The 23,647-nt window shown below is 64.2% G+C and carries 22 protein-coding genes; 10 read left to right on the top strand and 12 right to left on the bottom strand.

The genetic code is table 11. The features are described from left to right. Positions 1-86 precede the first annotated feature (86 nt). The 3 genes from FKB36_RS04730 to FKB36_RS04720 are packed head-to-tail and all read right to left on the bottom strand — an operon-like array spanning position 87 to position 3,827. Positions 87-1,373: an OB-fold nucleic acid binding domain-containing protein gene (locus FKB36_RS04730; protein WP_261596882.1), complete on the bottom strand. Its 1,287-nt coding sequence runs from the start codon at positions 1,371-1,373 to the stop codon at positions 87-89. A gap of 16 nt (positions 1,374-1,389) precedes the next feature. After that, a complete protein-coding gene (lysA, locus tag FKB36_RS04725; RefSeq protein ID WP_261596881.1) occupies positions 1,390-2,682 on the bottom strand; it encodes a diaminopimelate decarboxylase in 1,293 nt (430 codons plus the stop codon). After that, positions 2,679-3,827 carry an LL-diaminopimelate aminotransferase gene (locus FKB36_RS04720; RefSeq protein WP_315901825.1) on the bottom strand — a complete coding sequence of 383 codons (1,149 nt, stop codon included), beginning with the start codon at positions 3,825-3,827 and terminating at the stop codon, positions 2,679-2,681. Before FKB36_RS04720 ends, lysA begins: the two co-directional genes overlap by 4 nt. 114 nt (positions 3,828-3,941) lie before the next feature. On the opposite strand from FKB36_RS04720, the gene nifS reads away from it, so the two are divergent. The 6 genes from nifS to FKB36_RS04690 are packed head-to-tail and all read left to right on the top strand — an operon-like array spanning position 3,942 to position 7,393. After that, complete coding sequence (nifS, locus tag FKB36_RS04715) at positions 3,942-5,141, top strand: cysteine desulfurase NifS (RefSeq protein ID WP_315901820.1); 1,200 nt, start codon at positions 3,942-3,944, stop codon at positions 5,139-5,141. Then, the gene (locus tag FKB36_RS04710; protein WP_261597227.1) at positions 5,141-5,575 is read left to right on the top strand and encodes an iron-sulfur cluster assembly scaffold protein; all 435 of its coding nucleotides are present in this window, start codon (positions 5,141-5,143) and stop codon (positions 5,573-5,575) included. Before nifS ends, FKB36_RS04710 begins: the two co-directional genes overlap by 1 nt. Positions 5,576-5,599: 24 nt before the next feature. After that, the gene (gene cutA, locus FKB36_RS04705) at positions 5,600-5,917 is read left to right on the top strand and encodes a divalent-cation tolerance protein CutA (RefSeq protein WP_261596879.1); all 318 of its coding nucleotides are present in this window, start codon (positions 5,600-5,602) and stop codon (positions 5,915-5,917) included. Then, positions 5,917-6,666: a formate dehydrogenase accessory sulfurtransferase FdhD gene (gene fdhD, locus FKB36_RS04700; RefSeq protein ID WP_261596878.1), complete on the top strand. Its 750-nt coding sequence runs from the start codon at positions 5,917-5,919 to the stop codon at positions 6,664-6,666. Before cutA ends, fdhD begins: the two co-directional genes overlap by 1 nt. Next, positions 6,663-7,139, top strand: coding sequence for a DUF1890 domain-containing protein (locus FKB36_RS04695; RefSeq protein ID WP_261596877.1), 477 nt, complete (start codon positions 6,663-6,665; stop codon positions 7,137-7,139). Before fdhD ends, FKB36_RS04695 begins: the two co-directional genes overlap by 4 nt. Continuing rightward, positions 7,136-7,393 (top strand): DUF1894 domain-containing protein, encoded by a 258-nt coding sequence (locus FKB36_RS04690; protein WP_261596876.1) that lies wholly within the window; start codon positions 7,136-7,138, stop codon positions 7,391-7,393. The genes FKB36_RS04695 and FKB36_RS04690 overlap by 4 nt, the downstream gene beginning before the upstream one ends. Before the next feature lie 411 nt (positions 7,394-7,804). Here the strand turns inward: FKB36_RS04690 and FKB36_RS04685 are convergent, their stop codons facing one another. Beyond that, entirely contained in the window at positions 7,805-9,940 is a 2,136-nt protein-coding gene (locus tag FKB36_RS04685) for a Kelch repeat-containing protein (protein ID WP_261596875.1), read from the bottom strand. 395 nt (positions 9,941-10,335) lie between these two features. Here FKB36_RS04685 and FKB36_RS04680 point away from each other — a divergent pair, with 395 nt between their 5' ends. Next, the gene (locus tag FKB36_RS04680; RefSeq protein WP_261596874.1) at positions 10,336-12,279 is read left to right on the top strand and encodes a hybrid sensor histidine kinase/response regulator; all 1,944 of its coding nucleotides are present in this window, start codon (positions 10,336-10,338) and stop codon (positions 12,277-12,279) included. Positions 12,280-12,386: 107 nt separating this feature from the next. Beyond that, positions 12,387-12,872, top strand: a complete 486-nt coding sequence (locus FKB36_RS04675) for a TspO/MBR family protein (protein ID WP_261596873.1) — start codon at positions 12,387-12,389, stop codon at positions 12,870-12,872. A 272-nt stretch (positions 12,873-13,144) separates the two neighbouring features. On the opposite strand, the gene FKB36_RS04670 is transcribed toward FKB36_RS04675, so the two are convergent. The 8 genes from FKB36_RS04670 to FKB36_RS04635 form a co-directional block, all read right to left on the bottom strand. Beyond that, a complete protein-coding gene (locus FKB36_RS04670) occupies positions 13,145-13,750 on the bottom strand; it encodes a CDP-alcohol phosphatidyltransferase family protein (RefSeq protein ID WP_261596872.1) in 606 nt (201 codons plus the stop codon). Continuing rightward, entirely contained in the window at positions 13,747-14,259 is a 513-nt protein-coding gene (locus FKB36_RS04665) for an adenylate kinase family protein (protein ID WP_261596871.1), read from the bottom strand. The genes FKB36_RS04670 and FKB36_RS04665 overlap by 4 nt, the downstream gene beginning before the upstream one ends. After that, a complete protein-coding gene (gene hisC / locus FKB36_RS04660) occupies positions 14,256-15,314 on the bottom strand; it encodes a histidinol-phosphate transaminase (protein ID WP_261596870.1) in 1,059 nt (352 codons plus the stop codon). Before hisC ends, FKB36_RS04665 begins: the two co-directional genes overlap by 4 nt. Beyond that, positions 15,298-16,422, bottom strand: coding sequence for an aspartate aminotransferase family protein (locus FKB36_RS04655; protein ID WP_261596869.1), 1,125 nt, complete (start codon positions 16,420-16,422; stop codon positions 15,298-15,300). The genes hisC and FKB36_RS04655 overlap by 17 nt, the downstream gene beginning before the upstream one ends. A 4-nt stretch (positions 16,423-16,426) precedes the next feature. Then, positions 16,427-17,344 carry a glutamine-hydrolyzing GMP synthase gene (gene guaA / locus FKB36_RS04650; RefSeq protein ID WP_261596868.1) on the bottom strand — a complete coding sequence of 306 codons (918 nt, stop codon included), beginning with the start codon at positions 17,342-17,344 and terminating at the stop codon, positions 16,427-16,429. 6 nt (positions 17,345-17,350) lie between these two features. After that, positions 17,351-18,937 (bottom strand): CTP synthase, encoded by a 1,587-nt coding sequence (locus FKB36_RS04645; RefSeq protein ID WP_261596867.1) that lies wholly within the window; start codon positions 18,935-18,937, stop codon positions 17,351-17,353. A gap of 134 nt (positions 18,938-19,071) precedes the next feature. Then, the gene (locus tag FKB36_RS04640) at positions 19,072-19,482 is read right to left on the bottom strand and encodes a PaaI family thioesterase (protein ID WP_261596865.1); all 411 of its coding nucleotides are present in this window, start codon (positions 19,480-19,482) and stop codon (positions 19,072-19,074) included. Between the two features lie 86 nt (positions 19,483-19,568). After that, on the bottom strand, positions 19,569-20,666 hold the full coding sequence (locus FKB36_RS04635; protein ID WP_261596864.1) for an RNA-guided endonuclease InsQ/TnpB family protein: 1,098 nt from the start codon (positions 20,664-20,666) through the stop codon (positions 19,569-19,571). A 307-nt stretch (positions 20,667-20,973) separates the two neighbouring features. Between FKB36_RS04635 and FKB36_RS04630 the strand changes: the two genes are divergently transcribed. Continuing rightward, positions 20,974-22,149: a hypothetical protein gene (locus FKB36_RS04630; protein ID WP_261596863.1), complete on the top strand. Its 1,176-nt coding sequence runs from the start codon at positions 20,974-20,976 to the stop codon at positions 22,147-22,149. A 238-nt stretch (positions 22,150-22,387) separates the two neighbouring features. Further along, complete coding sequence (locus tag FKB36_RS04625; RefSeq protein WP_261596862.1) at positions 22,388-23,647, top strand: PAS domain S-box protein; 1,260 nt, start codon at positions 22,388-22,390, stop codon at positions 23,645-23,647.

The raw sequence follows: 23,647 nt of genomic DNA, 5'->3' as shown, positions 1-23,647 counted from the left end.
TCACTTGATCTCTAGGTATGTTTGATACACTAGAGTCTTTAGCCGGAGACATAAAGGTCGCTTGCCGTGCGGGGTGAAAGTGAAGATCAGGATCGCTGTTGCCTGGAGAACCGATCCAGGCGGCGCTGCAGAGCATCGAGATCTGGCTCTACGGCCTCGATACTGCCCGGGCTGATCACGCCCCTGTGCACGATTCCCCGGACGCGCACGGTATATCCGACGGGCAGCGGGTCACGGAGAAGGTAACAGGCGTCGCCGGTCTCGAGAGCGGTCCCTTGCCGGGTGGCGATGACCGTCCCTGTCACCTCGATCTCCTCCTCCTCGCCGTGGACGACGAGCGCGCTCCCCCACGAGAGGTGCACCTCGAGATCGCCGTAACGTCCCCGGCGTGCGGTCGCGTTGTAGAGTGAGAGTCGGTCGCCGGGCGCCAGGTGCTCGTCTGCCTTCTCTCCCCAGATGACAACCGGGGTCTCGCCGGTCGGATCGGCGATGACCAGGTTCCTGACCGAGGACTGCCGCCCGTTCCGCGTGACGAAGGAGTGCGGGGGCTGGACGGAGATCACCGTCCCGGCAAGAGAGTATCGCCCCCCCTCCTTGAGATCGGCGACGGCGTCCATCGGGATATCAATCTCGTGGTCGGAGGGCGTGACGGACGCGGACTCGCCGAGGCTGTACTCGATCGCAGTGTCGTTCTCGCGGGCGGTCGCGCCGCGGATGACGACGCTCTCCCCCGGCTCCACCCCGAGGAGGACGTCCGGCGCCCAGGCGACGAGCCGGAAGACGCCGTCCTCGTTCCCGACCACCGCCTCGACCATCTCGCCCTCCGTTCCGTCGCGGCGCTTGAACGTCCGCGGGCTCTCGACCGCGATCAGCCGGACCTCGAGGTCCCCCGCGGGCCCGGGCCCCCCGGAGGTCGCAGTCTCCTCGCAGGTGATCTCGCAGGCCGCCTCCTGGACGGCGACGGCGGTGACGTCGGGAACCTTCCCTCTGCCCTTCGGCCGGCCGAGGATCTCGAGGACGTCGCCGACCGCGATCTCCGAGACCGCAGCGGCCTTCTCGTCCCAGAGGGTCAGCCGGGCTCTCCCCGTCTCGTCGCCCACCGTCACGTTCGCGACGATGCCGGGGGCGCCGTCGGGCCGTTCGAACTCCCGGGGCTCCTCGACGGCAAGCACCTTTGCAAAGAAGCAGGCGAGGCTCGGGGCGGCCGCGAGGTCGCGTATACGGATGTGCGAGCGGCCCAGATCCCTGACGACCAGCATCGCCGCCGCCCGTTCGTCGAGGAGGTCGCCCGACTCCGCCACCTTCTCCTCCACCCGCCGCTCGAACTCCCCCTTTTCGAGGAGGTCGTCGACCAGGAGGTAGTGGAACTTCACGGTCGGGGCTCCGCTCCTACTCCTGCCAGGGTGGTGTCACCATCGCGGCCGTCAGGTCGTCGATCGTCTCGGTCCGGCGCATCAGGGCGGCCTCCTTCCCCGCGAGGAGGACCTCGGCACACCGGGGACGGCTGTTGTACTGCGACGACATCGCAAACCCGTACGCCCCGGCGTCCAGCACCGCGATGATGTCGCCGGCGGCGAGTTCCGGGAGCATCCGGTCTTTCGCGAGGATGTCGCCGGTCTCGCATATCGGCCCGGTGACGGAGTACTCCCGCACGGCGGGAGCGTCGGCCTTGTTCGCCGCGACGACTTCGTGGTAGGAGTCGTACATCGTCGGCCGGACGAGGAGGTTGAACCCGGCGTCGACGTTCGCAAACGTCTTATGAGCGGTCTTGACGGAGTTGACCCGGGAGAGGAGGATCGTCGAGTCGCCGACGAGCCACCGGCCGGGCTCGACCCAGAGTTCGGGCTCGATCCCGAGGTCTTTGATACCCCTGAGGAAGACCGGCATGATTGCTCCCGCGTATTCTTCGGGCGTCGGCGCCTGATCGGTCTCCCGCCGGTAGGGGATCCCGAGGCCGCCCCCGATATCGATGAACGATAGATCGACCCCGATATCGCGCAGATCGCCCGCAACATCGATCAGCACCTCGACCTCACGGGCGAAGGGTTCCACGGCGAGGATCTGTGAGCCGATGTGGCAGTGGATGCCGACGGGGTTCACGTGCTCGAGTGCGAGCGCTTCGCGGTAGGCGTCGAGGATCGCTCCCGCCGGGATGCCGAACTTGCTCGTGGCAAGCCCGGTCGCGATCTTCGGGTGGGTGGGGACCTCGATCGCCGGGTTGACCCGGAAGGCGATATCGACGGTTCTTCCCTCTTTGCCGGCCGCGGCATCGAGTTGCCGGAGTTCGTCGGGGGAGTCGACCGAGACCCGGATACCCTTCTCGACCGCGAGGGCGAGGTCGGCGGGGGTCTTTGAACTCCCGTTGAAGAGGAGCGACTCCGGCCGCATACCGGCGGCGAGGGCGAGCGCGACCTCACCGGCGGAGAAGACGTCGGCTCCGGCGCCCATGGATGCGAGGGTCTTAAAGACCGCGAGGTTGCCGTTCGCCTTTGCGGCGTAGAGGATGCGGATTTTGGGGTAGTGGGCGGTGAGCGCGCCGGAGAGCCGTCCGAAGTTCTCGCGGATCCGGTCCTCGCTCGTGACGTAGAGCGGGGTGCCGAATCGTTCCGCGAGGCTCACCGTGTCGTGCTCCCCGATCCGGAGGCGGCCGTCCCTGACCGTGATGTGCGAGGGGAGGATCACAGATCGATCCCCCGCATCCGGTCGACCGCCTCGTTGATCCGCTCGATCGACCGGGTGATCGCGAACCGGACGAACCCTTCGCCGTTCTTCCCGAACCCGACGCCCGGCGTCGCGACGATCCCGGCCTTATCGAGGAGCTGTGCAGAGAACGCCATGCAGTCGTCGACCGGCGCCCAGACGTAGAAGGTGGCCTTCGGCGCCGTGACGTCGAGCCCGAGTTCGGTGAGTCCCTTCACGAGTACGTCCCGGCGCTCCTGGTAGATCGAGCAGGCCTTCGCCACGCAGTCCTGCGGGCCGGTCAGCGCCGCGATCGCCGCGTGCTGGATGGCGTCGAAGGCGCCCGAGTCGACGTTGGTCTTGACCCGGCCGAGCCCTGCGACGATCTCGGGGTTGCCGCAGGCCATCCCGATCCGCCACCCGGTCATGTTGTAGGTCTTCGAGAGCGAGTGCATCTCGATCCCGACCTCCATCGCGCCGTCGGCCTCGAGGAACGAGGGTGCCTTGTAGCCGTCGAAGGTGATCTCGGAGTAGGCGTTGTCGTGGACGACGACGATCTTGTGCTCCCGCGCGAACTCGACGACCTCCTCAAAGAACGAGAGGGGCGCGATGGCCGCCGTCGGGTTGTTCGGGTAGTTGATGAACATGAGTTTCGCCTGCTTCACGACGTCGGCGGGGATATCCTCGAGCACCGGGAGGAAGTCGTTCTCCGCACGGATGGGGAGTTCGTGGACCTTCCCTTCGGCAAAGAGCGTGGAGGTCTTGTAGACGGGGTAGCCCGGGTCGGCGGCGAGGACGACCTCGCCCGGGTTGACGAAGGCCTCGGCGATGTGCGCGATACCCTCTTTTGAGCCGATGAGCGCGAGGGTCTCCTTCTTCGCATCGAGGTCGACCCCGAACCGGTTCCGGTACCACTCCGCCACCGCCTCGCGGTAGGCGAGCATCCCGGTGTAGGAGGGGTAGTGGTGGTTCTTCGGGTCGCGTGCCGCGGTGCAGAGCGCCTCCACGATATGCGGCGGGGTGGGGAGGTCGGGGTCGCCGACCCCGAGGTCGATGACGTCGACACCCTGGCGCCGTTTCTCCTCTTTCATCTCGTCGATGCGGGCAAAAAGGTAAGGGGGAAGGTTATCCATCCGTCTCGAATACATCACCAACTATTGCGCACGGGAGCCTATGTATTTTCTCACTCCCATTTTGTGTCCCCGGGCCGCCCCGCGACCGGCAACGCTGATACGCTACCGGAGCGAACGTTGTACCCGGACATGAACGACCAGGTAGAGCGTCCCGTGTATATGGATCATGCGGCGACGACATTCATGAAGCCCGAGGTCGTCGCGGCGATGGTCCCGTACCTCTCGGAGTACTTCGGCAACCCCTCCTCCCTGTACCGGTTCTCCCGCGAGCCCCGGGAAGGCATCGAGGCGGCGCGCCGGCAGGTGGCGGTGGCGATCGGCGCTACGCCCCAGGAGATCTTCTTCACTGCGGGAGGCACGGAGGCTGACAACTGGGCGATCAAAGGTGTCGCTCTTGCGAACCGGGCGCGCGGCAACCATATCGTCACCTCCGCGATCGAGCACCACGCCGTCCTCCACACCTGCGAGTGGCTGGAGAAGCAGGGGTTCTCGGTCACCTACCTCCCCGTCGACGGGTTCGGGCGGGTGGACCCGGGCGACGTCGAAGCGGCGATCACGGACGCGACGATCCTCGTCTCGGTGATGACGGCAAACAACGAGATCGGGACAGTCCAGCCGGTCGCAGAGATCGGCCGCGTCGCGCACGACCACGGCGTGCTCTTTCACACCGACGCTGTCCAGGCGATCGGTGCGGTGCCGATCGACGTCGACGTGATGAACGTCGATCTCCTCTCCCTCTCCGGGCACAAGTTCTACGGGCCGAAGGGGACGGGGGCGCTCTATATCCGGCGGGGGACCCGGATCGAGACCCTGATCCACGGTGGCGGGCAGGAACAGCGAAGGCGCGCCGGGACGGAGAACGTCCCCGGCATCGTGGGACTCGGGCGCGCGATCGAACTCGCGACCGCCGATATCGCGGGACACAACCGCCGGATAGCCGCGATGCGCGACCGGCTGGTCCGCGGCGTCCTGGACGCGATTCCCGACGCCCGCCTGAACGGCCACCCGACCGAGCGGCTCGCGAACAACGCGAACTTCAGTTTCCGCTACGTCGAGGGGGAGTCGATCCTGCTGCTGCTCGACGGACGTGGGATAGCCGCATCCACCGGGAGCGCCTGCTCCTCGGGGTCGCTCGACCCCTCGCACGTCCTGCTCGCGATCGGCCTCTCCCACGAGGAGGCGCACGGGTCGCTCCGGCTCACCCTCGGCGATGCGAACACGGAAGACGACGTTGATTATATCCTTGAAGTGCTGCCGGAGGTGATCGGGCGGCTGCGGGATATATCTCCGTTGACGCCGCCATCTCCGGGGGCGCCGGAGGCCGAATGATGTATACCGATAGAGTGATTGAAGAGTTCACGAACCCCCAGAACGTCGGCGAACTCACCGACGCCGATGGTTTCGGCGAGGTGGGGAGCCCGAGCTGCGGGGATATCATGAGGATTTACCTGAAGATCGAGGACGACCGGATCACCGACGCCCGGTTCCGGACGTTCGGGTGCGCGGCGGCGATTGCCTCGAGTTCGGTGGCCACCCGGATGATCCTGGGGATGACGCTGTCCGAGGCGTGGAGCCTCTCGAACGCCGAGGTGCTGGACGCCCTCGGCGGCCTTCCGGAGCCGAAGGTGCACTGCTCGCTCCTCGCCCCCGACGCCATCCGGGTTGCGATCAACGATTACCGCGTCCGCCGGGGGCTTGAGCCCTGGGAGAGGAAGTCCTGCTCCTGGGGTGGCGACTGCGCTTCCTGCCCCAAGAAAAGTTAAATACGGACGCTACGAAGGTAAATCATGGATCTCCCGGAATATATCGTGGTCTTCTGCACGGCCCCTGTCGAAGAGGCGGAGCGGCTCGCGAAAGCGCTTGTGGATACACGGCTGGCCGCCTGCGTGAGCATCACCGGCGTGCAGTCCTGCTTCCGGTGGGAGGGCACGGTCTCAAACGAGCCCGAACAACTCCTGATCATCAAGACGCAGCACCGCCTGCTCGACCTGCTTGTTGCCCGGATCAAGGAACTTCACAGTTACGAAACCCCCGAGGTCATCGCCATGCCCATCATCGGCGGCTCCGCCGAGTACCTCGACTGGATCCGGGGTGAGACGTCCTGATGGAGATCGTCCGCCGTACCGGTATCCAGGTGACGGGCGAGGGGGCGCACGAGGTCAGCGACTCGATCATCGTCGAGGGGCGCGTCCGGCTCTTCCTGAACGGCAACCTCCTGACGACCCTGGTGGCGAGCCACGACCGTCTCGACGACCTCGGGGCGGGGTTCGTCATCAGCGAGGGGATCGTCGATGAGGTCGACTCGGTGAGCGTATCGGGAAGCGACGTCCATATCACCGCCCCGGCCCGGCGGAACCCCGAACTCGCGACGGAGTCGTCCGGGGGCTCCTGCGCGCTCGGCGAGCCGAGGACGGTCGAGTCGTCGATCACCATCACGGCGGACGGCATCCGTGCGGTCACGGCGGCGATCGAGTCCGAGACCTGGCAAAAGACCGGCGGCGTCCACTGCTCGGTGCTCTTCTGCGGCGGCGAACTCGTCACCCGTGCGTGCGATGTGGGGAGGCACAACACCGTCGACAAGGTCGTGGGCTACGCGGCCCTCCGGGGGCTCGACCGGTCGACCTGCATCCTCGGCTGCACGGGCAGGCAGCCGGCGGGGATGGTCGCGAAGGCGGCGAACGCGGGTATCCCGGTCGTCGTCTCCCGCGCCGCCACGACCGACCGCGGCATCCTGACGGCGGAGAACGCAGGGCTCACCCTGGTCGGGTTCTCGCGGGGGGAGCGGTTCACGATCTACACGCACCCCGAGCGGGTGCCCGAAGTCCTCGAAGAACTGGAGAAGACCAGGATATGACGGAGAAGAACGAACAGACCGCACTGCTCCTGCTCGGGTGCCCGCAGGTGCCCGTCCAGACGAGCATGGTGCTCTACCTGGCGCACGGCCTCTCAGAGCGGGGAATCCGGCCGGTGATCGCCGGGACGACGGCGGCACGGAAACTTATGGAGGTGGCCGACCCGGGCCGGCACTACCTCGATGAGATGAACGATCTCGACGCGACAATCGACGAGATCACGGAGAAGAAGCGGGACTTTGACCTCTGCTTCGTCTTCATCCACAATGATTCCGGGATCGCGTATGCCGGGACGATGGCTTACATATCGAAGGCGTGGGTCTATGCGCTCATCTTCGGGGAGCACGCGGAAGAGCTCGCGGAGGAGATCGAGTTCCCCTGCGAGATCGTGGCGGCGAAAGCCACCCACAACCCGATGCCGCTGAAGCGGAGACTCGACGAGGTGATGCAGTGGGCGGCTGTCTCGAAGCGATGAAACCCGAGATCATCCTCTCGCGGACGACATTCAAGGATGCACGGGAGTACATCAAGAAGAACGTCCGGGAGTACCACGAGGTCGAGCCGGGCTACAAGATCTTCGACGTCCATATCATAGGCGTTCCGCCGCTCTATGTCGGCGTAGAGGGCGAGGACCTCATCTTCCCCTACACCAAGCCCTGCCACGGGACGTTCGTGGTGAAGGTCGCCGGCGGCGAGGAGATCGCGCGGCTGCGGGCGGGGAAGAAGTAGCCCTTTTTTAGAACCCGCTGTGTTTGTCCCGGCCGTTCAGTTGCACCGTTGCTTTGTGCGGAACCCATAAGACTAGTGGCATCTTCGCGCCTGATAGTGTTCGAGTTCCTGCCAGGACGGTAGTCGCACTCACAAACCATCACACCCGGGGTGAGGCTATATCCCCACGGCGCACGCGAAGCCGCGAAGAACGTGAAGGGTCGCCACAAACTGGATGCCGGAGTTCGCGGCTTCGCGCCTTCGCGTGAGGCAACTATGCAGGGGTGATGCACAATTTGGAGGTGATTCGTCCTCCGGGGAAGGATTTCAACAAAGCCGGTTTTTTTCCTTAAAAGAGTATATTGATAGAGACTCCTGGGGAATCCCTCAGAAAAAATGGGAGCGATCTGCCCCGTCTCATCGATCGCGGAGTCAATTGTATTTCTGGAAGAGCGCCGGGTTCTGCCGTATGATCCACCAGCGGCGGACCAGGTAGCCGGCCCCGGCGAGCACCAGGATGGCCCCTCCGACAAGGGCGACCGTCCCGAGCGGGAACTCGGGTGCCGTCCCACTGGCCGGCGCGGCCGTGGTCTCTGTCGCGGTGGGTTCTGCCGTCGCCGGCGGCGTTGTCGCTGTCGGGGTCGTTATGGCCTCACCGGCTTTCTCGACCCCGCTGATCGCAAAAAGCGAGAACCCGGGGGTCGTCGCCGTGAAGGTGACCGTTGAACCGCTGTCGTCCACGACCCACGTCGGGAGGGCCTCCCACGCTGTGCCGTTGTAGTGGTACATCACGATCTCACCCGGGGTGAACCCGTGCTCCTCCAGCCACGCGGCCGGGACGGAGAAGGTGATGTTCGCGCCGGTGATCTCCTCGAACCGGGCCGGTACCAGGTCGACGTACTGGTACGGGGTGCCCGGTGCCGGGGGGATCCCGGCTCCCGGGGAGGACTGCGTCCGGCCGGTGACGATGAATGTCTTGAGCCCGGTTCCGGTGACGGTGACCTTGCTCACGGCGGAGTCGCCGCCGACGTTATAGCCGCCGTCCGGCCCGGCCGTCGAGCCGCCGCCACCGCCGCCGCCGCTGTAGACCGGCCTACTGGTCGGGGTTGCTGTTGGAGTCGGCGCGGCGGAGACCGTGATGTAGTCGGTCTCGGTGTGCGTGTCGCTCCCTCCCGCATTACTGGCCGTCAGACTGACGGTGTAGGTTCCGGCGGCGGCGTAAGTGTGCGTGGCGTTCCTCGCCGCCGCGTCTGTGGTGTTGTGCCACGCGCCGTCCCCGAACGACCAGTTCCAGACGGTGGGCGAACCGGTGGAGGTGTCATTGAACTGCACGGCGAGCGGCGCGGTGCCGGAGGTCGGGGTGCCGGTGAAGTTTGCCGTCGGGGCGACCGGTGCGGCGGTGACGGTGATGTAACCGATCTGTCGCGTGGCGCTGTAGCCGTCGGCGTTGAACGCCTGCAGCGCTACCGGGTAGGTGCCAGGCTCGGTGTAGGTGTGCGTGGGGTTCCGGGTGTTTGATCCTGCGGTTTCAAGGCGCCAGACCTCGTTCGTGCCGCCCAGCCCGCCCATGATTACGATACTCCCGTCCGGCATCGCGACGCTGGTGTGATGGTGCCGTGCCGGCCACCCGGCGTGCTCGGTCACCTGCGTCCATGTCGTGCCGTTGTCGGTCGATCGCCAGACGTCGTTCCTCGGGTTGTTGTCATACCCGCCCATGAGTACGATGCTTCCGTCCGGCATCGCGACGCTGGTGTGGCCCTGCCGGTTCGACCATTCGGCGTGCTCGGCCACCCGCGTCCAGGTTACGCCGTAATTGTCTGATCGCCAGACGTCGTTATCCCCGTTGCGGCCCATGAGTACGATGCTCCCGTCCGGCAGCACGACGCTGGAGTGGTCATATCTTGCCCCCCAGGGGGCATCGGGCAACTGCGTCCAGGTTGCACCGTAATTGTCTGACTGCCAGACGTCGTTCAAGCCGCTGCCGTCGCTGTTACTACCGCCCATGAGTATGATGCTCCCGTTCGGCATCACGACGCTGGTGTGGTCATATCTTGCCGACCAGGGGGCATTGTTTATAACCCTCGTCCAGGTTGCACCGCCGTCGGTCGACTGGCGGACGTCACGATACACATCGGGCCAAGAATTCTTCCCTCCCATGAGTATGATGCTTCCGTTCGGCATCACGACGCTGGTGTGACCTTGCCGCCCCAACCCACCGAAGGGAGTGGTCGCAATCCTGTCCCACGTGATGCCGTTATCGGCCGATCGCCAGACGTCGGCATTCCCGGAGCCGCCCATGAGTATGATGCTTCCGTTCGGCAGCACGACGCTGGTGTGATCGTATGCCGACCACCCGGCGCTCCCGTTCGCCTCTGTCCACGTCCCGTTATACGTCTCGTCGCCGAAGAACCACGCCCACCCGTCCGGGCCGCCGGCCGAGGCGTCGGTGAACTCTACAGTCAGGGGCGCTGCCCCGGAAGTCGTGTCGCTGCTGAACGCCGCCTGCGGTGCGGCGGCGCTTGCGGTGCCGATCAGCAGCAGGGTTGCAGCGATCAGGCACAGCGCCATCAATGGAATGCTTTTCGAAGGAATCCCCATATGCTATTAAACGTATGTGAGAATCTATAAGTTTTCGGTTTTTTTACCAGGGATCTGGTCATATATCCTTTTAAATAGATCGGGGTTATCGGGCTATATCGGGCATGCGTCCCCTGTTTCACGCCGGATCCGGATCGAGAGGGGATGAACGTTTTCCGTATCTCACTGCATCACTCGCAGCCGCCGGAGAGCGCCGGGTTCTGCCCCGCACGACACCGCCGCCCCCGCCGCCCCCCTCCCGCCCCCCCGGCCGCGCCAAATGAACGAGGTATAAATCCCCGAAGAGTGGTACTACAGTAGTGAGAGCCCGACCGGGAGACCTGAACCCACACCGGCGGGTATGGGCCCCGGATGCGAGTGAGACCATGAGCGAACCCCTGAACGTGCTGCTGATCGGGAAGAGCCCCGGCGATCTCCGGGCGATGCTCTGCGAGTGCGGGCGCGACGTCGAGTTGATCCACTGCGAGCGGTCCCGGGACGGGCTTACCCGGGTATCGGGGGGCGGAGTCGACGTGGTGCTCCTCGATATCTCCGGCCGCAGGGGGACGGCGACCCTCGGCCGCCTGCGCCGGGCGGCCCCCGGCGTCCCGGTCATCATCCTTGTTGCGGCAAAAGACGACCCCGCCGCGCTCCACGCGATGCAGAACGGCGCGCAGGACTACCTGGTAAAGGGGAAGACCGATGCGGAACTCCTCAACCGGGCGATCCGGCACGCACTCGAGCGCACAAGGGTGGAGGCCGCGCTCCGGCACTCGGAGACGATGTACCGGAGGCTCGTCGAGAACCTCAACGAAGGCGTCATCGCCGTCGACGAGACCGGCCTCATCACCTTTGCGAACCCGGCGATGGAGGAGATCCTCGGCTGCCCCGTGGAACGCCTGGTCGGATCGCCGGTTGCCTGGTTCATCGATCCCGGCAGCCGTGACGCGAACCTCTTCTGCCGGACGACCGACGAACGGCAGGAATTCGAACTGGATCTCCTCCACTGCGACGGTGGACACGTCCACGCGCTCGTGGTCACGTCGCCGGTCACCGACGAGACCGGCAGGTTCCAGGGCTCGATCGCCGGCATCATGGATATCACCGAGCGCAAACGCGCCGAAGAGGAGATCCGGATCCGGAACGAGCATCTCATGGTGATCAACCAGGTCACCGGCGTCACGGCCGCCTCCCTCTCCCTTGCCGGGCTCCTGGAGGAGTCGCTCGAAAAGACGCTCGAACTGATGAGGCTCGACGTCGGCATCGTCTACATGCTTGACTCCGAACGGAAGCGGGCGCTGCTGCAGCACCAGAACGGACTCCCCGAATCTTCTCTCGCCCGGCACCGCCTGATCAAGGTCCACCACTGGCCGTTCAACTTCATCTTCATCGCCGGCCAGCCCCGCTACATCGAGCAGCAGGCGGACTTGAACTCCATCGAGGCGGGCATACTCCGGGAACTCGAGGTCTCCGCGCTCGCCTGCATCCCCCTCGTCGCGGAATCGGTCGTCGTCGGGGCGGTATACGCGGGGAGCCGAACGAAGACGTCCTTCTCCCGCGACGAGAGGGCGCTCCTCGAGACGATAGGCCAGGAGATCGGGTCGGGGATCCTGAAAGGGATGCTGCACAAGAAACTCGAGGCGGCCAACCGGGAGGCGAACCTCTACCTCGACATCATGACGCACGAGATCAAGAACGCCGAGAACGTCTCGAACCTCTACACCGACCTCCTCCTCGAGGTCCTGGAGGGAGAAGCCGCGCTCTACGCGAGGAAGATCCGGAGCAGCATCCACCGGAGCGCGGAGATCCTCGGCAACGTCACCACCATCCGCCGCGTCCACCACGACTCGCCCGACGTCGCGCCGGTCGATCTTTCCGCCGTCATCAGGGAGGAGGCCGCCGCCTTCCCCGACGTCGCGATAGAGGTTGCAGAGGGCACTCCCGCCCGGGTCTGGGCGGACGACCTCCTCCCCGAGATCTTCACGAACCTCATCCGGAACGCCGTCAAGTTCGGCGGCCCGGAGGTCAGGATCGCCATCCGGGTGGAGGACTACGACGGCGAGAGCGTGCTCGTCTCCGTCGAGGATACCGGGCCGGGCATACCCGACCCCGCGAAGGAGGTGATCTTTCACCGGTTCGAGCGGGGATGGGTTGGGGGATACGGCGACGGCCTCGACCTCTTCGTCGTCCGGACGCTGGTGGAGAAGTACGGCGGCACCATCCGTGTGGAGGACCGGGTGGAAGGACGGCCGGATCTCGGTACGGCGTTCCGGTTCACCCTCCGCGAGGTTCTCCCTGCCGGTGACGACGAGTGCCCGGACAGCGAATAACATTCTGCGTCGAGAACTGCACGCTGTCGGCTTTCTGTCGGAGATCGGGCTGACGACTGCTACCCGGATCAAAAGGCTTAAGGATGCGGGAAGCCTTATTCCCCAGCGTGACACCAACCTACGTCCGAATCGTTCAGTTCATCGTGGCGATAGGGGTCAGTCTCGCAGCCGGGTGGATCGGCTCGATCTTCACGATGCCGGCCATCCCCACCTGGTATGCCGGTCTTACAATGCCCGCGTTCAGTCCCCCGGCGTGGGTCTTCGGCCCCGTCTGGACGGTGCTCTACATCCTCATGGGCATCGCGCTCTACCTCGTCTGGAGCAAGGGGTTGGGACATAAGAACGTGCAGGTTGCGACGGCGATCTTCGGCGTACAACTGGTCTTGAACGTCCTCTGGTCGTTCGTCTTCTTCGGGATGCAGGAGCCGTTCTTCGCGTTCATCGTGATCCTGATCCTCTGGGCTGCGATCCTCATGACGATAGTCGCCTTCGACCGGGTCTCGGTGCCCGCGGCGATTCTGCTCGTCCCGTACTTCCTCTGGGTGAGTTTCGCGGCCTACCTCAACTACGGGATCTACGCCCTCAACCCGTAGGGACGCTGCAGAGATCGTCTCCGCTCGCAGGATCAGTACCTCGCCAATTTCAGCATCTTCAATCGAGCAAGTCACCCCTCTGGCGACCGGAAGCGGGATCAGCAGCACCCCGATACCGGTCTTCGCGGCTTCGCGCTCTTCGCGTGAGGCTCTGTCGACACCAACACTAGTTCATTCACGCGAAGGGAAGTCAGTGGGGTGATCTCTTGAAAATTACTCCGGTCATTTGAGCGAAGTATCAGGGATGTAAAAATGACGGGGAGATAATCCCCCTATTGCTGTTCTTCGATCTGCCGCCAGGCGTGAGCGAATCGCTGGAACGCGGTGTAGTGCCCGAGGACGCCGAATATGACGAGGAGCCACCCGAGATAGTTCAGCCCGTAGATCTCTCCTGGTATCAGCACCGTGAGGGCGCCTGCGATGATGATCAGCACCAGGCGGTCAGCCCGGCCGAGGATCCCGCCGTAGATCCTGCCCACCCCGACGGCCTGCGCCTGGGTGCCGAGGTAGGACGACATCAGGACACCCGTCAGCGCAAGGACGCCGATCTGCCAGGGTGCAGCCCCGCCCGCAAATATCCCGGTGATGATGAATATATCGGCGTAACGGTCGATGACGTGGTCGAGGAAGTCCCCGCGAAGCCCCGCGACCCCTATATCCCGTGCGAGCGCCCCGTCGAGCGCGTCGAAGACGGCGTTGAACGCGACCATGATGGTGCCGAGGACGACCCCCCCGGCGTAGAACGCGATACCCGCAAGCACCGAGACGAAGAACGACGCTATCGTCAGCGCGTTCGGGGTGACCCCGATCCTCCGCATCAGGTTCACCATGGGCTGGATGATCCCCTGCACGTGCGGCCGGAACTGGTCGAGCGTCATCGCCCGACCTCCAGGTACCCCGTCCAGTCGATGGAGCCGTAGGATGGCGGGAACTCGCCGCAGATGAACCGCTCGATCCGGTCGGCACACTCGCCGATGGGGAGATCGGTCGTATCCACCTCGAGGACGCGCTCGTCCGGGTGCTCTTCGAGCGTCTCGATCAGGATGACGTCGAGCGCCTCCGCCTCGGCGTTCTCCGCGATCTTCTCCTCCGGGTAGTCGCGCGGTGCGAGGCGCTCCCGGAGGACGTCCGGGCGGCACCGGAGCACCACCACCCGGTCGCAGGGGAGGAGATGGGCGAGGTGGCCTTCGACGATCCCGTCGACGGGCTCGAACTCCTCCACCCACCGGTCGACGTCCACCACCATCGTCCGGCGGCGAGAGTCCTCCTCGATGACGTAGGGCCGTACCGTATCCGTCAGGCGGACGACGGTATGGCCGCGCCGTTCGAGTTCGCGGGCGACCGATGTCTTCCCGGTCCCCGGCGTGCCGGTGATGCCCGTCATCATAGGTCTCTCATCGCCTCGAGGAATCGGATGTTCTCCCAGTCTTCACCGATGCTGACCCTGATGAAATGATCCCCGAGCCCCGGGAAACTGGTGCAGGACCGCACGAGGACGCCCTTCTCCGCGAGGCGTTCCGTCACGTCGTCGCCGGTGTGGGGCGCGACGTCGATCATGACGAAGTTCGCGTCCGTTGGGTACACCCTGAACGGGACCTCCGCGGTGAACCGCCGCCGCCACTCCCGGACATGGTCGCGGGTCTCCCTCACCCGGTCGGCGTCGGCGAGCGCCCCTGCGGCCGCGGCCGCCGAGACGGAGTTCAGCGCGAACGGTGTCGCGGCCCGGTTGTAGTACGGCTCGAACCATGCAGGGACGAACGCGTAGCCGACCCGGAACCCCGCGAGGGCGAAGATCTTCGACATCGTCCGCCCGATGACCAGGTTCTCGTAGCGCCGCATCAGCGGCCGGTAATCGATATCCGCAAAATCGACGTAGGCGTTGTCGAGGAAGAGCAGCCCGTCCATCCCATCGAGGATATCCTCGACCGCCTCCGGCGGGACGGAGTTCCCCGTGGGGTTGTTCGGGGTGCAGAGGAAGGCGAGTTTTGCGCCCCGGGCCCCCTCGACGAACTTCCCCGGGTCGACCGAGAAGTCTTCCTCCCGCGGGACATCCACGACCTCTGCGCCGTGCGCCGCGGCCGCGATCCCGTAGAAGGAGAAGGTCGGGGTCGAGACGGCCACCCTCTCGCCGGGCTCGACGACCGTCCGGATCACCGTCTCGATGACCCCGTCCATCCCGGCGCCGGTGACGAACCGGTAGTCGCCGTGGTAGCGGCGGAGGGCCTCGACGAGGGCAGACATCCGCTCATCGGGGTAACGGTTCCCCTCTCGGAGAGCCGCTATCGCCGCCTCCAGCGCGGCGGGCGAGGGCGGGCGGGGGTTCTCGTTGCTCGCGAGCCGGGCCACCCGGTCAAACCCGTGCTCCCGCGCGACGTCCCCGGCCTTCTTCGCGTAGGAGTAGCCGCCCGCACCCGTATAACACGCTCTAATCAAGCGCCGCATCGATGACACCGACAGCCGCGTCGATCTCCTCGTCCGTGATCACCAGCGGCGGGATCAGCCGTAGGTTCCCGTCGGCGGCGCAGTTGACGAGCACCCCGTTCTCGGCGCAGGTCTGCTGCACCTCCGGGCACCGGTCGCCGACCGATATGCCGATGATCAGGCCGCGGCCGCGGGGGTTGTGGCGCGCGAGGCCCTTCATGAACCGCTCGCCCTTCCGGAGAACGTCGGGGAGGATCTCCTCGATGACGCCGATCGTCGCGAGCGCCGCCGCGCAGGCGAGCGGGCCTCCGGCAAACGTGCTCCCGTGCTCGCTCTTCTTGAACTCGAGTCCCTCGCGGGCGACGAGCGCACCGATGGGGAACCCGCTCGCGAGCCCCTTTGCAGTCGTGACGATGTCGGGGGTGACGCCCGAGTGCTGGAAGGCGAACCATCTGCCCGTCCGGCCCATCCCCGTCTGCACCTCGTCGACGATCATCAGCGCGCCGGTGTCATCGCAGATATCCCGGATGCCCCGGAGGAACTCGTCGGGCGGGATCAGCACCCCGGCCTCGCCCTGGATCGGCTCGACGAAGACCCCGGCGGTCTCTTTATCGACCGCCCCCGCGAGCGCGTCGAGGTCGCCATAGTCGACGAATCTGCAGGGGACCGAGAGCGGCTCGAACGTCTCCCGGATCGCGGGCTTGTGGGTGACCGCAAGCGACCCGCAGGTCCGACCGTGGAACCCGTGGGTGAACGCGACGAAGTTCTTCCTCCCCGTCCGGACGCGGGCGAGTTTGATCGCGCCGTCGTTCGCCTCCGCGCCGGAGTTCGAGAAGAACGCCTTCGCGAGCCCCGAGATCCCGACGAGCCTCTCCGCGAGTTCCGCCTGGTTCGGGATGTAGTAGAGGTTCGAGCAGTGGATCAACTCGTGGGCCTGGTCACAGATCGCCTTGACGACCAGCGGGTGGCAGTGGCCGGTGCTGCAGACCGCAATACCCGCCACGCAGTCGATATACTCGCGCCCCTGGTCGTCCCAGACGTGCGATCCCGCGCCGCGGACGATCTTCATCGTCCGGGAGAACGCGGGCATGTAGTAGCGCGCATCAAGCACGCGTGAGTCTTCCGCCATGATATCACTCGTATTCGATCGTCGCGGGGGGTTTGGGGGTGACGTCGTAGACGACCCGGGCGACGCCGGGGATCTCGCCGGTGATCCGGGCCGCCATCCGCGCAAGTGTCTCGTAGGGGAGGAGCAGGGGTTCGGCGGTCATCCCGTCCCGCGACTGGACTGCTCGGACGGCGACGATCCAGCCGTGGAGCCGGACGTCTCCCTTCACCCCGGTTCCAAGCCCGATGAGAGCCGCGAAACACTGCCAGGGGCCGAACTCCTCCACCAGGCACTCCTCGACGATGGCGTTCGCCTCCCGGACGACTGCAACCTTCTCCTTCGTCACCTCGCCGAGCACCCGGACGGCGAGCCCGGGGCCGGGGAAGGGCATCCGGTGCTGGATCTCCGCCGGGAGGCCGAGCCCGCCGGCGACCTCGCGGACCTCGTCCTTGTAGAGGTCGGCGATCGGCTCGATGACACCTTTAAACTCGATATCGAGGGGCATCCCGCCGACGTTGTGGTGGCTCTTGATGCCCCCTTCGCTCTCGATCCGGTCGGGGTAGATCGTCCCCTGCAGGAGCATCGTCGCCCCGGTCCGTTTCGCTTCACGCTCGAAGATCCGCACGAACTTCGCGCCGATAGCCTTGCGCTTCTCCTCGGGGTCGGTGATGCCCGCGAGAGCCTCGAAGAACTCGTCTGCGGCGTCCACGACGCGGAGGTCTGCGTCGGCAAAGAGCGACCGGATCTGTTCGGTCTCGCCCTTGCGCATGAGGCCGGTATCCACGTATATCGGAACGAGACGGTCGCCTATCGCGCGGGTCGCGAGCGCCGCGCAGACCGACGAGTCCACCCCGCCGGATAGCGCCATCACGACCTTCTCTACACCGGCGGCATCGCGTATCTCCCTGACCGCCCGGTCGATGAACTTCTCGACGTTTACCATACTCATTCACCTGGTCCCGGATGACTTATTCTTCTTGCATGCCTCCACAAAGCCGATGTACGGCGGGGAGGGTTTTGTCGGGCTCGATCTGAACTCGGGGTGGAACTGCGTCGCGAGGTAGAAGGGGTGGTCCGGGATCTCGCAGACCTCCATCCGCGGCCCGCAGGCACCCGAGAAGACGAGCCCGGCTCCTTCGAGGTCGGCGATGAACTCCGGGTTCACCTCGTAGCGGTGACGGTGCCGCTCCACGATCGCAGTTCTGCCGTAAAGGCCGGCCACCATCGTCCCTTCCTTCAAGACGACGTCGCAGTTCCCGAGGCGCATCGTGCCGCCGAGGTCGCTGACCCCTTCCTGTTCGGGGAGGATGGCGATGACGTGCGCCCCCTCACCCATCTCCTCGCTCGTGGCGCCGGGGATGCCGAGGACGTGCCGGGCATACTCGATCACCGCGAGCTGGAACCCGAGGCAGAGGCCAAGGTAGGGTTTTTGGTTCTCGCGGGCGTATCGGATTGCCCGGATCTTTCCCTCAATACCACGCTTCCCGAACCCGCCCGGGATCAGGATGCCGTCGACATCGGCGAGATCGCGATCCTCGAACGTCTCCGCGTCCAGCCAGCGGATCTTCACCTCGGTGGAGAGCGTCCGCCCGGCGTGCTTGAGCGACTCCTTGATGGACATGTAGACGTCCTCGATCCCGTACTTGCTGATGACGGCGACCGTCACCCGGTTCGTGTACTCCTGCGAGACGACCCGGTACCACGCAGGATCCGGTTCCCGGTTCTCAAGGCCGAGGTAACTGCAGACAACGTCCGCGAGCCCTTCCTTCTCCAGTTCCATCGGGATCTGGTAGATGTCCGGCGCGTCCTTTGCGGAGACGACGGCTTTCACCGGGACGTCGGTGAAGGTGGATATCTTCTTCTTCGTCTGCGGCCCGATCACGTCGCTGCTCCTCGCGACGATGATGTCGGGCTGCAGCCCGAGTTCCCTGAGCGCCTTCACCGAGTGCTGTGTGGGTTTGGTCTTGAAGTCTCCCATCGTGTCCATCGGGACCAGGGTGACATGAACCAGGATCATATCTTCCGGCGCGTGTTCGCCGTGCATTTGCCGCACGGCTTCGAGAAACGGCATGCTCTCGATGTCGCCCACCGTGCCGCCGACCTCGACCAGACAGATGTCGGCAACCCTGCCGCCGTTGACCGCCTCTTCGGCCGCACGGCTGATGCAGTGCTTGATCTCGTCGGTGATGTGGGGGATGATCTGGACGGTCGCGCCGAGGAAGTCCCCGCGCCGCTCTTTCTCGATGACGTTCCGGTAGACCTTGCCCGTCGTGATGTTGTGGATCGACTTGAGGTTGATGTCTAGGAACCGCTCGTAGTTGCCGAGATCGAGGTCGACTTCCCCTCCGTCGGAGAGGACGAAGACTTCACCGTGCTGGGCGGGGTTCATGGTTCCGGCATCGATGTTCAGGTACGGATCGATCTTGACCGCCGTCACCTCATAGCCGCGATTTTTCAGGAGGCGGCCGATGGATGCGGTGGTGATGCCTTTCCCGAGCCCGCTCATGACGCCGCCGGTTACAACGATATACTTCAAGGTCTCTTTCCCCTCCGGTTCTGCCGGATGCTCTATCTTATGTATGTGATCTCGGGTATTGAGAATGTATTGTTTCGGCAATCCACCGGGAAATCCCCGCCGGGGTAACGCGGTCTTCCAGCGGGGTGTCCGGGCTACCCTTCAATGACCGCGAACGATGTCGATGTCCGGGAAAGAAGGGTGCCGTCCGCCGCGCTTCTGACCTCCCCGTCTGCAAACGCCACCCGCCGGCCTTTCCTGACAACCTGCCCCGTGGCGACGATCGCCCCCATGCTGACGCCTTTCAGGAAACTGGTATGTTCGTCGATCGTGGCGATCCGCTCGTTCTCGGCGAGAAGCGTATACAGTGCAAGCGCAATCGCCTCGTCGGCGAGCGCCACATAGATCCCGCCCTGGAGCCACCCGGCGCCGTTCAGCATATCCGGCCGGACCTCCATCGTGAGGCGGGCGCGTCCGTCGCCGTACTCGTCCACATCTATCCCCATCAGTTTGAAGAAGGGGTTTGCATCCCTTCCGACCCGTTCCAATTCGTCAATGTAGCCCACGCGACCTTACCTCCCGGAGGATACGGAGTCTGCCGGGATAAACGTTGTCAACTACCCCGCCCTGAAGGGCGGGGCTTGTAACCATGTCAGCGACACGCTACATTCGGCTGGTTGACGGGCAGCCTACTCAGGCAAGATATACCTGCTTGAGCAATGTTACGAGCAGCATTGAGGTCAGCATGGAGCTGGAACCCGCACTTTCGGCATTGGAACGACGACCCTTCCCGGTTCCCCTTGTAGGTATGCCCGCACACCGAACACTTCTGCGAAGTGTACCGGGCATCCATCTGGAGAATTTGCTTCCCGAGTGCCTCGGCCTTGTACCGGAGGAACTGCTCCAGTTCGTGGAACGACCAGGTGTTCAACTTCCGGTTGAACGATTTGCTGCGCCGTTTCTGGACACGGATCTTGCTCAAATCCTCGAGAGCGAAGACCGTAAAGTCCGAATTGGTAATCTGCTTCGCGATACAATGGTTGGTGTCAGTCACAAACCGTCTTTCCCGTCCGGCAATCCTGCGGAGTTTCCGCGTTGCCGACCGGGTGCCTTTGGACTGCAACTCCGTGCGAAGATGAGCGTATTTTGCCCGCACATTCTTGACGCGCCGGGAGTTGAAAAAGGAGTTATCGGAGCAGACCGCGACGTTCACGATCCCTCGGTCGATACCAAGCACTCTGACCTCCTGTACCGGTTCGACATCAGGATGGTCCATCGAGATGTGGAGATAGAACACTCCCTTCCTTCGATCATACGAGACGGTCGAAGAAGTGACGGTCCAGGAAAGGTACTGGCGATGATACTCCGAGATGGGGAACGTCGCTTTGATCCGTCCTTGTACCGATGCAATGGTGGCGATGCCGTGGATCAGATTCACCGTGATGACCCGCTGGTTGTACCGCATAGCAGCGAGCGGTTTCTGTTCCGGCAGACTCTTACACCGGGAGGCTTTCAGGGCTTCACACGCGCAATCGCGCGCACCCTGCACCAAAGAGGACGGAAGATCAGGAACAGCCTCGCGAACAGCCTGGTAGGTTGCCTTATGGTTCTCCACCTTGTTCCAGGTATGGTTCTCGAACCCCCACAGTGCGGAAGCAGAGAACGCCATGGAATAGGCTCGCATCGTATCGAGGAGAGCCGTGGACCCGCCATCGGGCAACTGAAGTTTGAACGTGATTGTCCTAATCACATTCATATAATGACGAGGTTAGGAGAAAGAGATATCGGAGGTGACAGGGCAATTCCTCCCCGACCTAAAGGCGGGGGTCTCCTTGCCCAATTCAGATGAAAAACGGCGTCGGAAACAGGATTCGATTTGCCTGCCCTGTTCGTTCACCGTCAGGCCCCATCCCCGCGCCGCCGTCCCGGAGATATATTTCTCTCAGTTGTATCTCCCTGTACCTCCGGATATTCAGGATTTAGCGCTCTCTCCTTGTTGAGAATGACCGGAAACGATATGAAAACAAATATCATCCCATCCTTCCATCTGTAGTGATATGGAAGAGTCGTGGCAGCCCGAGGCGCTCCGGAACCGGCGGCTCGAACAGCTCCGGGCTACCATGGACGATTACATCGTAAAGAACGCCGGACAGGTCGAGGAGAACCTCCCGGTCTTCTTCGGCCACGTTGCTGCCACGCTCGATAAGACGTTTCCCGATCTCGACGACAGAACATACGACGACTTCATCGATGCGACCGCTTTTACGCTCCTCAACGTCACGCGCGAGGCCCCTACGACGGAATATCTCGAGAAGTTTCTACGCCACGCAATGGGGAACAAGCGGCGCCGCAAGGGGCGGGCGACGCTCGACACGGCCGTGGCCCTGAAGCTGATCGACTCCGGCAACTACTATCAGGCTATCGAGTACCTCATGCCCCACCGGAGTTTCGACGGCCGTATCAACGCTGCGGTCGCCTACTGCTACTACGCCCTCTCCCTCGCAAAGAACCAGAAGTCGAAGATTCGCCCCGATGACCTGGAACTGCACGCCCGCGAGGAGATGCTGAACGTCTCCCGTCTCCGGGCCCCGCTCAACCGTCTCACGATCTTCAAGCGCAAGGACAGCCGGCTGGACACGATCTTCTGGTTCATGCTGGACCTGGCGTTCACCTGGTTTCCCAGCGAACCGGAGTTTTACCGCATAGGCATCGCCAAAACGAAGGAGGATGGCAATATCGAGCGCCGGAACACTCTTCTCGCTCATGCAACGGAGCGGTTCTCGGACGATCGGTTCTTCCTTGCAGAGGCGTTCAACACCCGTGTGGAGTTGCGCAACGGGGGTGGTGCCGCCGCTGTCGTCAAACAGATGATGCAGCAGTATCCTGACGACCTCGAACCGCTCTACTACGGGATGAAACTCGCGATCCTCGGAGCCCAACCAAGATCCTACGCGACGTTCCGGAAACTGGCGCTCTTAAAGGAGTTCCCCCGATCCCTGCTCCTGATGCTCGATACCGTCTTCGAGGTGATGAGCAACCGCAAAACGGAGAGTTATGTCTGCTTCGAGGAGGCAAAGAAAACCTCTCCCGGACGGGATTACTTCACCACGGCGCTGGAGTACATCCTTCGCGACTTCATCGAAGGGGATGAAGAACGGTCGAAACGCGCGAGGTCTGCACTCTTCATGTCCGTGGACCAGTACTGCATGCAGGCCCTGAAGATCAGGGGGTGACGGAGATGGCCGTCATGCTGCAAAGACTCTCTTTCGGGTGGGAGACCCCGGGGCCGTCCGTTGCTCTAAACCGGTGCCGGGATGCCGATTCTCCTCGAAAAACCGGGCTAAATCGTCCCATCGCTAAAATAACGAGGAGAGGCAGAACGATGCATATATCTATCTCGCAAGGCAAAACCTCCTGTGAGCGGCGCTTACGGGCCAAAATAACCAGATATGCCGTGAAGGATCGGTTACAATGACGGGAAAGAAGACAGCCCCGGACGGCGCTTGTGGATTGCCGGACCTTGGAGCGGATACCTGCCTCTCGATCCTCAGTGAGACGCCGGACGGCCTCGTTCTGCTGGACGGCGAGGGGAGATGCCGGTACCTGAACCCGGCGTTCACCCGGATCACCGGGTATGCCCTGGAGGATCTTCCCACCCTCGCCCGGTGGTTCGAGCGCGCTCACCCGAACCCCGCATACCGGCAGAAGGTGCAGGGGCAGGGTGAGGAACTGTTTTCAGGCGTCCGGAACCTCCTGGTCGCCAGCGTGGTCTGCCGGGACGGCAGGGTGCGCGAGATCGAACTCCGGCGGGCGGCGATCGAGGGCGGCTATGTTCTGCTCGCCGTCCGGGACGTCACCGATCAAGCCCTGGTCGAGGAGGACCTCAGGCAGGCGACGTCGGAGTTGACCGCGGTGATCGAGGCGTTTCCCGACCTCTTCGTCCGGTTGAACGCCGACGGCACGATCCTCGATGTCAGGGCGGGGAGGCTTGCGGCGGCGACATCCATCTCCCGGGCGCACCTCGGGCGGCGGATGCAGGATCTCCTCCCCGCCGGGGTGGGCGAAGCGCTTTCGGGTGCGTTGCAGGAGGTCGTCAGCACGAATCTGCCTGCAGCACCCCTTGAGTTCCGGCGCACGAAAGCCGGAGAGATCCGGCACTACGAAGCCCGCGTCATGCCGCTCCGGGAGCTGCACCTGATGCTCATCATCAGGGAGATAACGGAGCGCAAGAGGGCGGAGGAGGAGTTGCACCGCCACCGCGAGCACCTGGAGGAACTCGTCGCCGCACGGACCACTGAACTTGAGCGCGCGAACGCGCAACTGGAGCAGTTGCTCTACCACATCGAGATGACCGAGCGCAAGGCCGCGGAGGAGTGGCTGGACTCACCGGTCGAACTGGAATCTCCGTGGCTGGACGAGTCCGGGGAGGCGAGGATCACCACCGATGCCGCCGGAACGATCGTCATCGTGGATATGGCGGCTGAACGTCTTACCGGCTATACGGGGGACGAAATGGCCGGGAAGTCGGTCTGGTCGCTCTTTACGGGCGGCGATCTCCGGGAACATCTCTCCCGTGAGGTGCTGGAGCAGGGCCGGTCGGCAGAGTGCGAAGAGGTCGCGGAGCTCGTGAGAAAAGACGGGTCGAAAGAGACCGTCCGCGTCTCCGGCGACCCGATCGTCGACGGTTCAGGCACCGTGCTCGGGATGGTCTGCACCTTCTATCGTGCGTGA

The sequence above is a fragment of the Methanoculleus formosensis genome (genome assembly GCF_025384765.1).
Taxonomy (GTDB): Archaea; Halobacteriota; Methanomicrobia; order Methanomicrobiales; family Methanoculleaceae; genus Methanoculleus; species Methanoculleus formosensis.
Note: the sequence above shows the minus strand (reverse complement) of the source record. Positions and strands in the feature narration are given on the sequence as shown.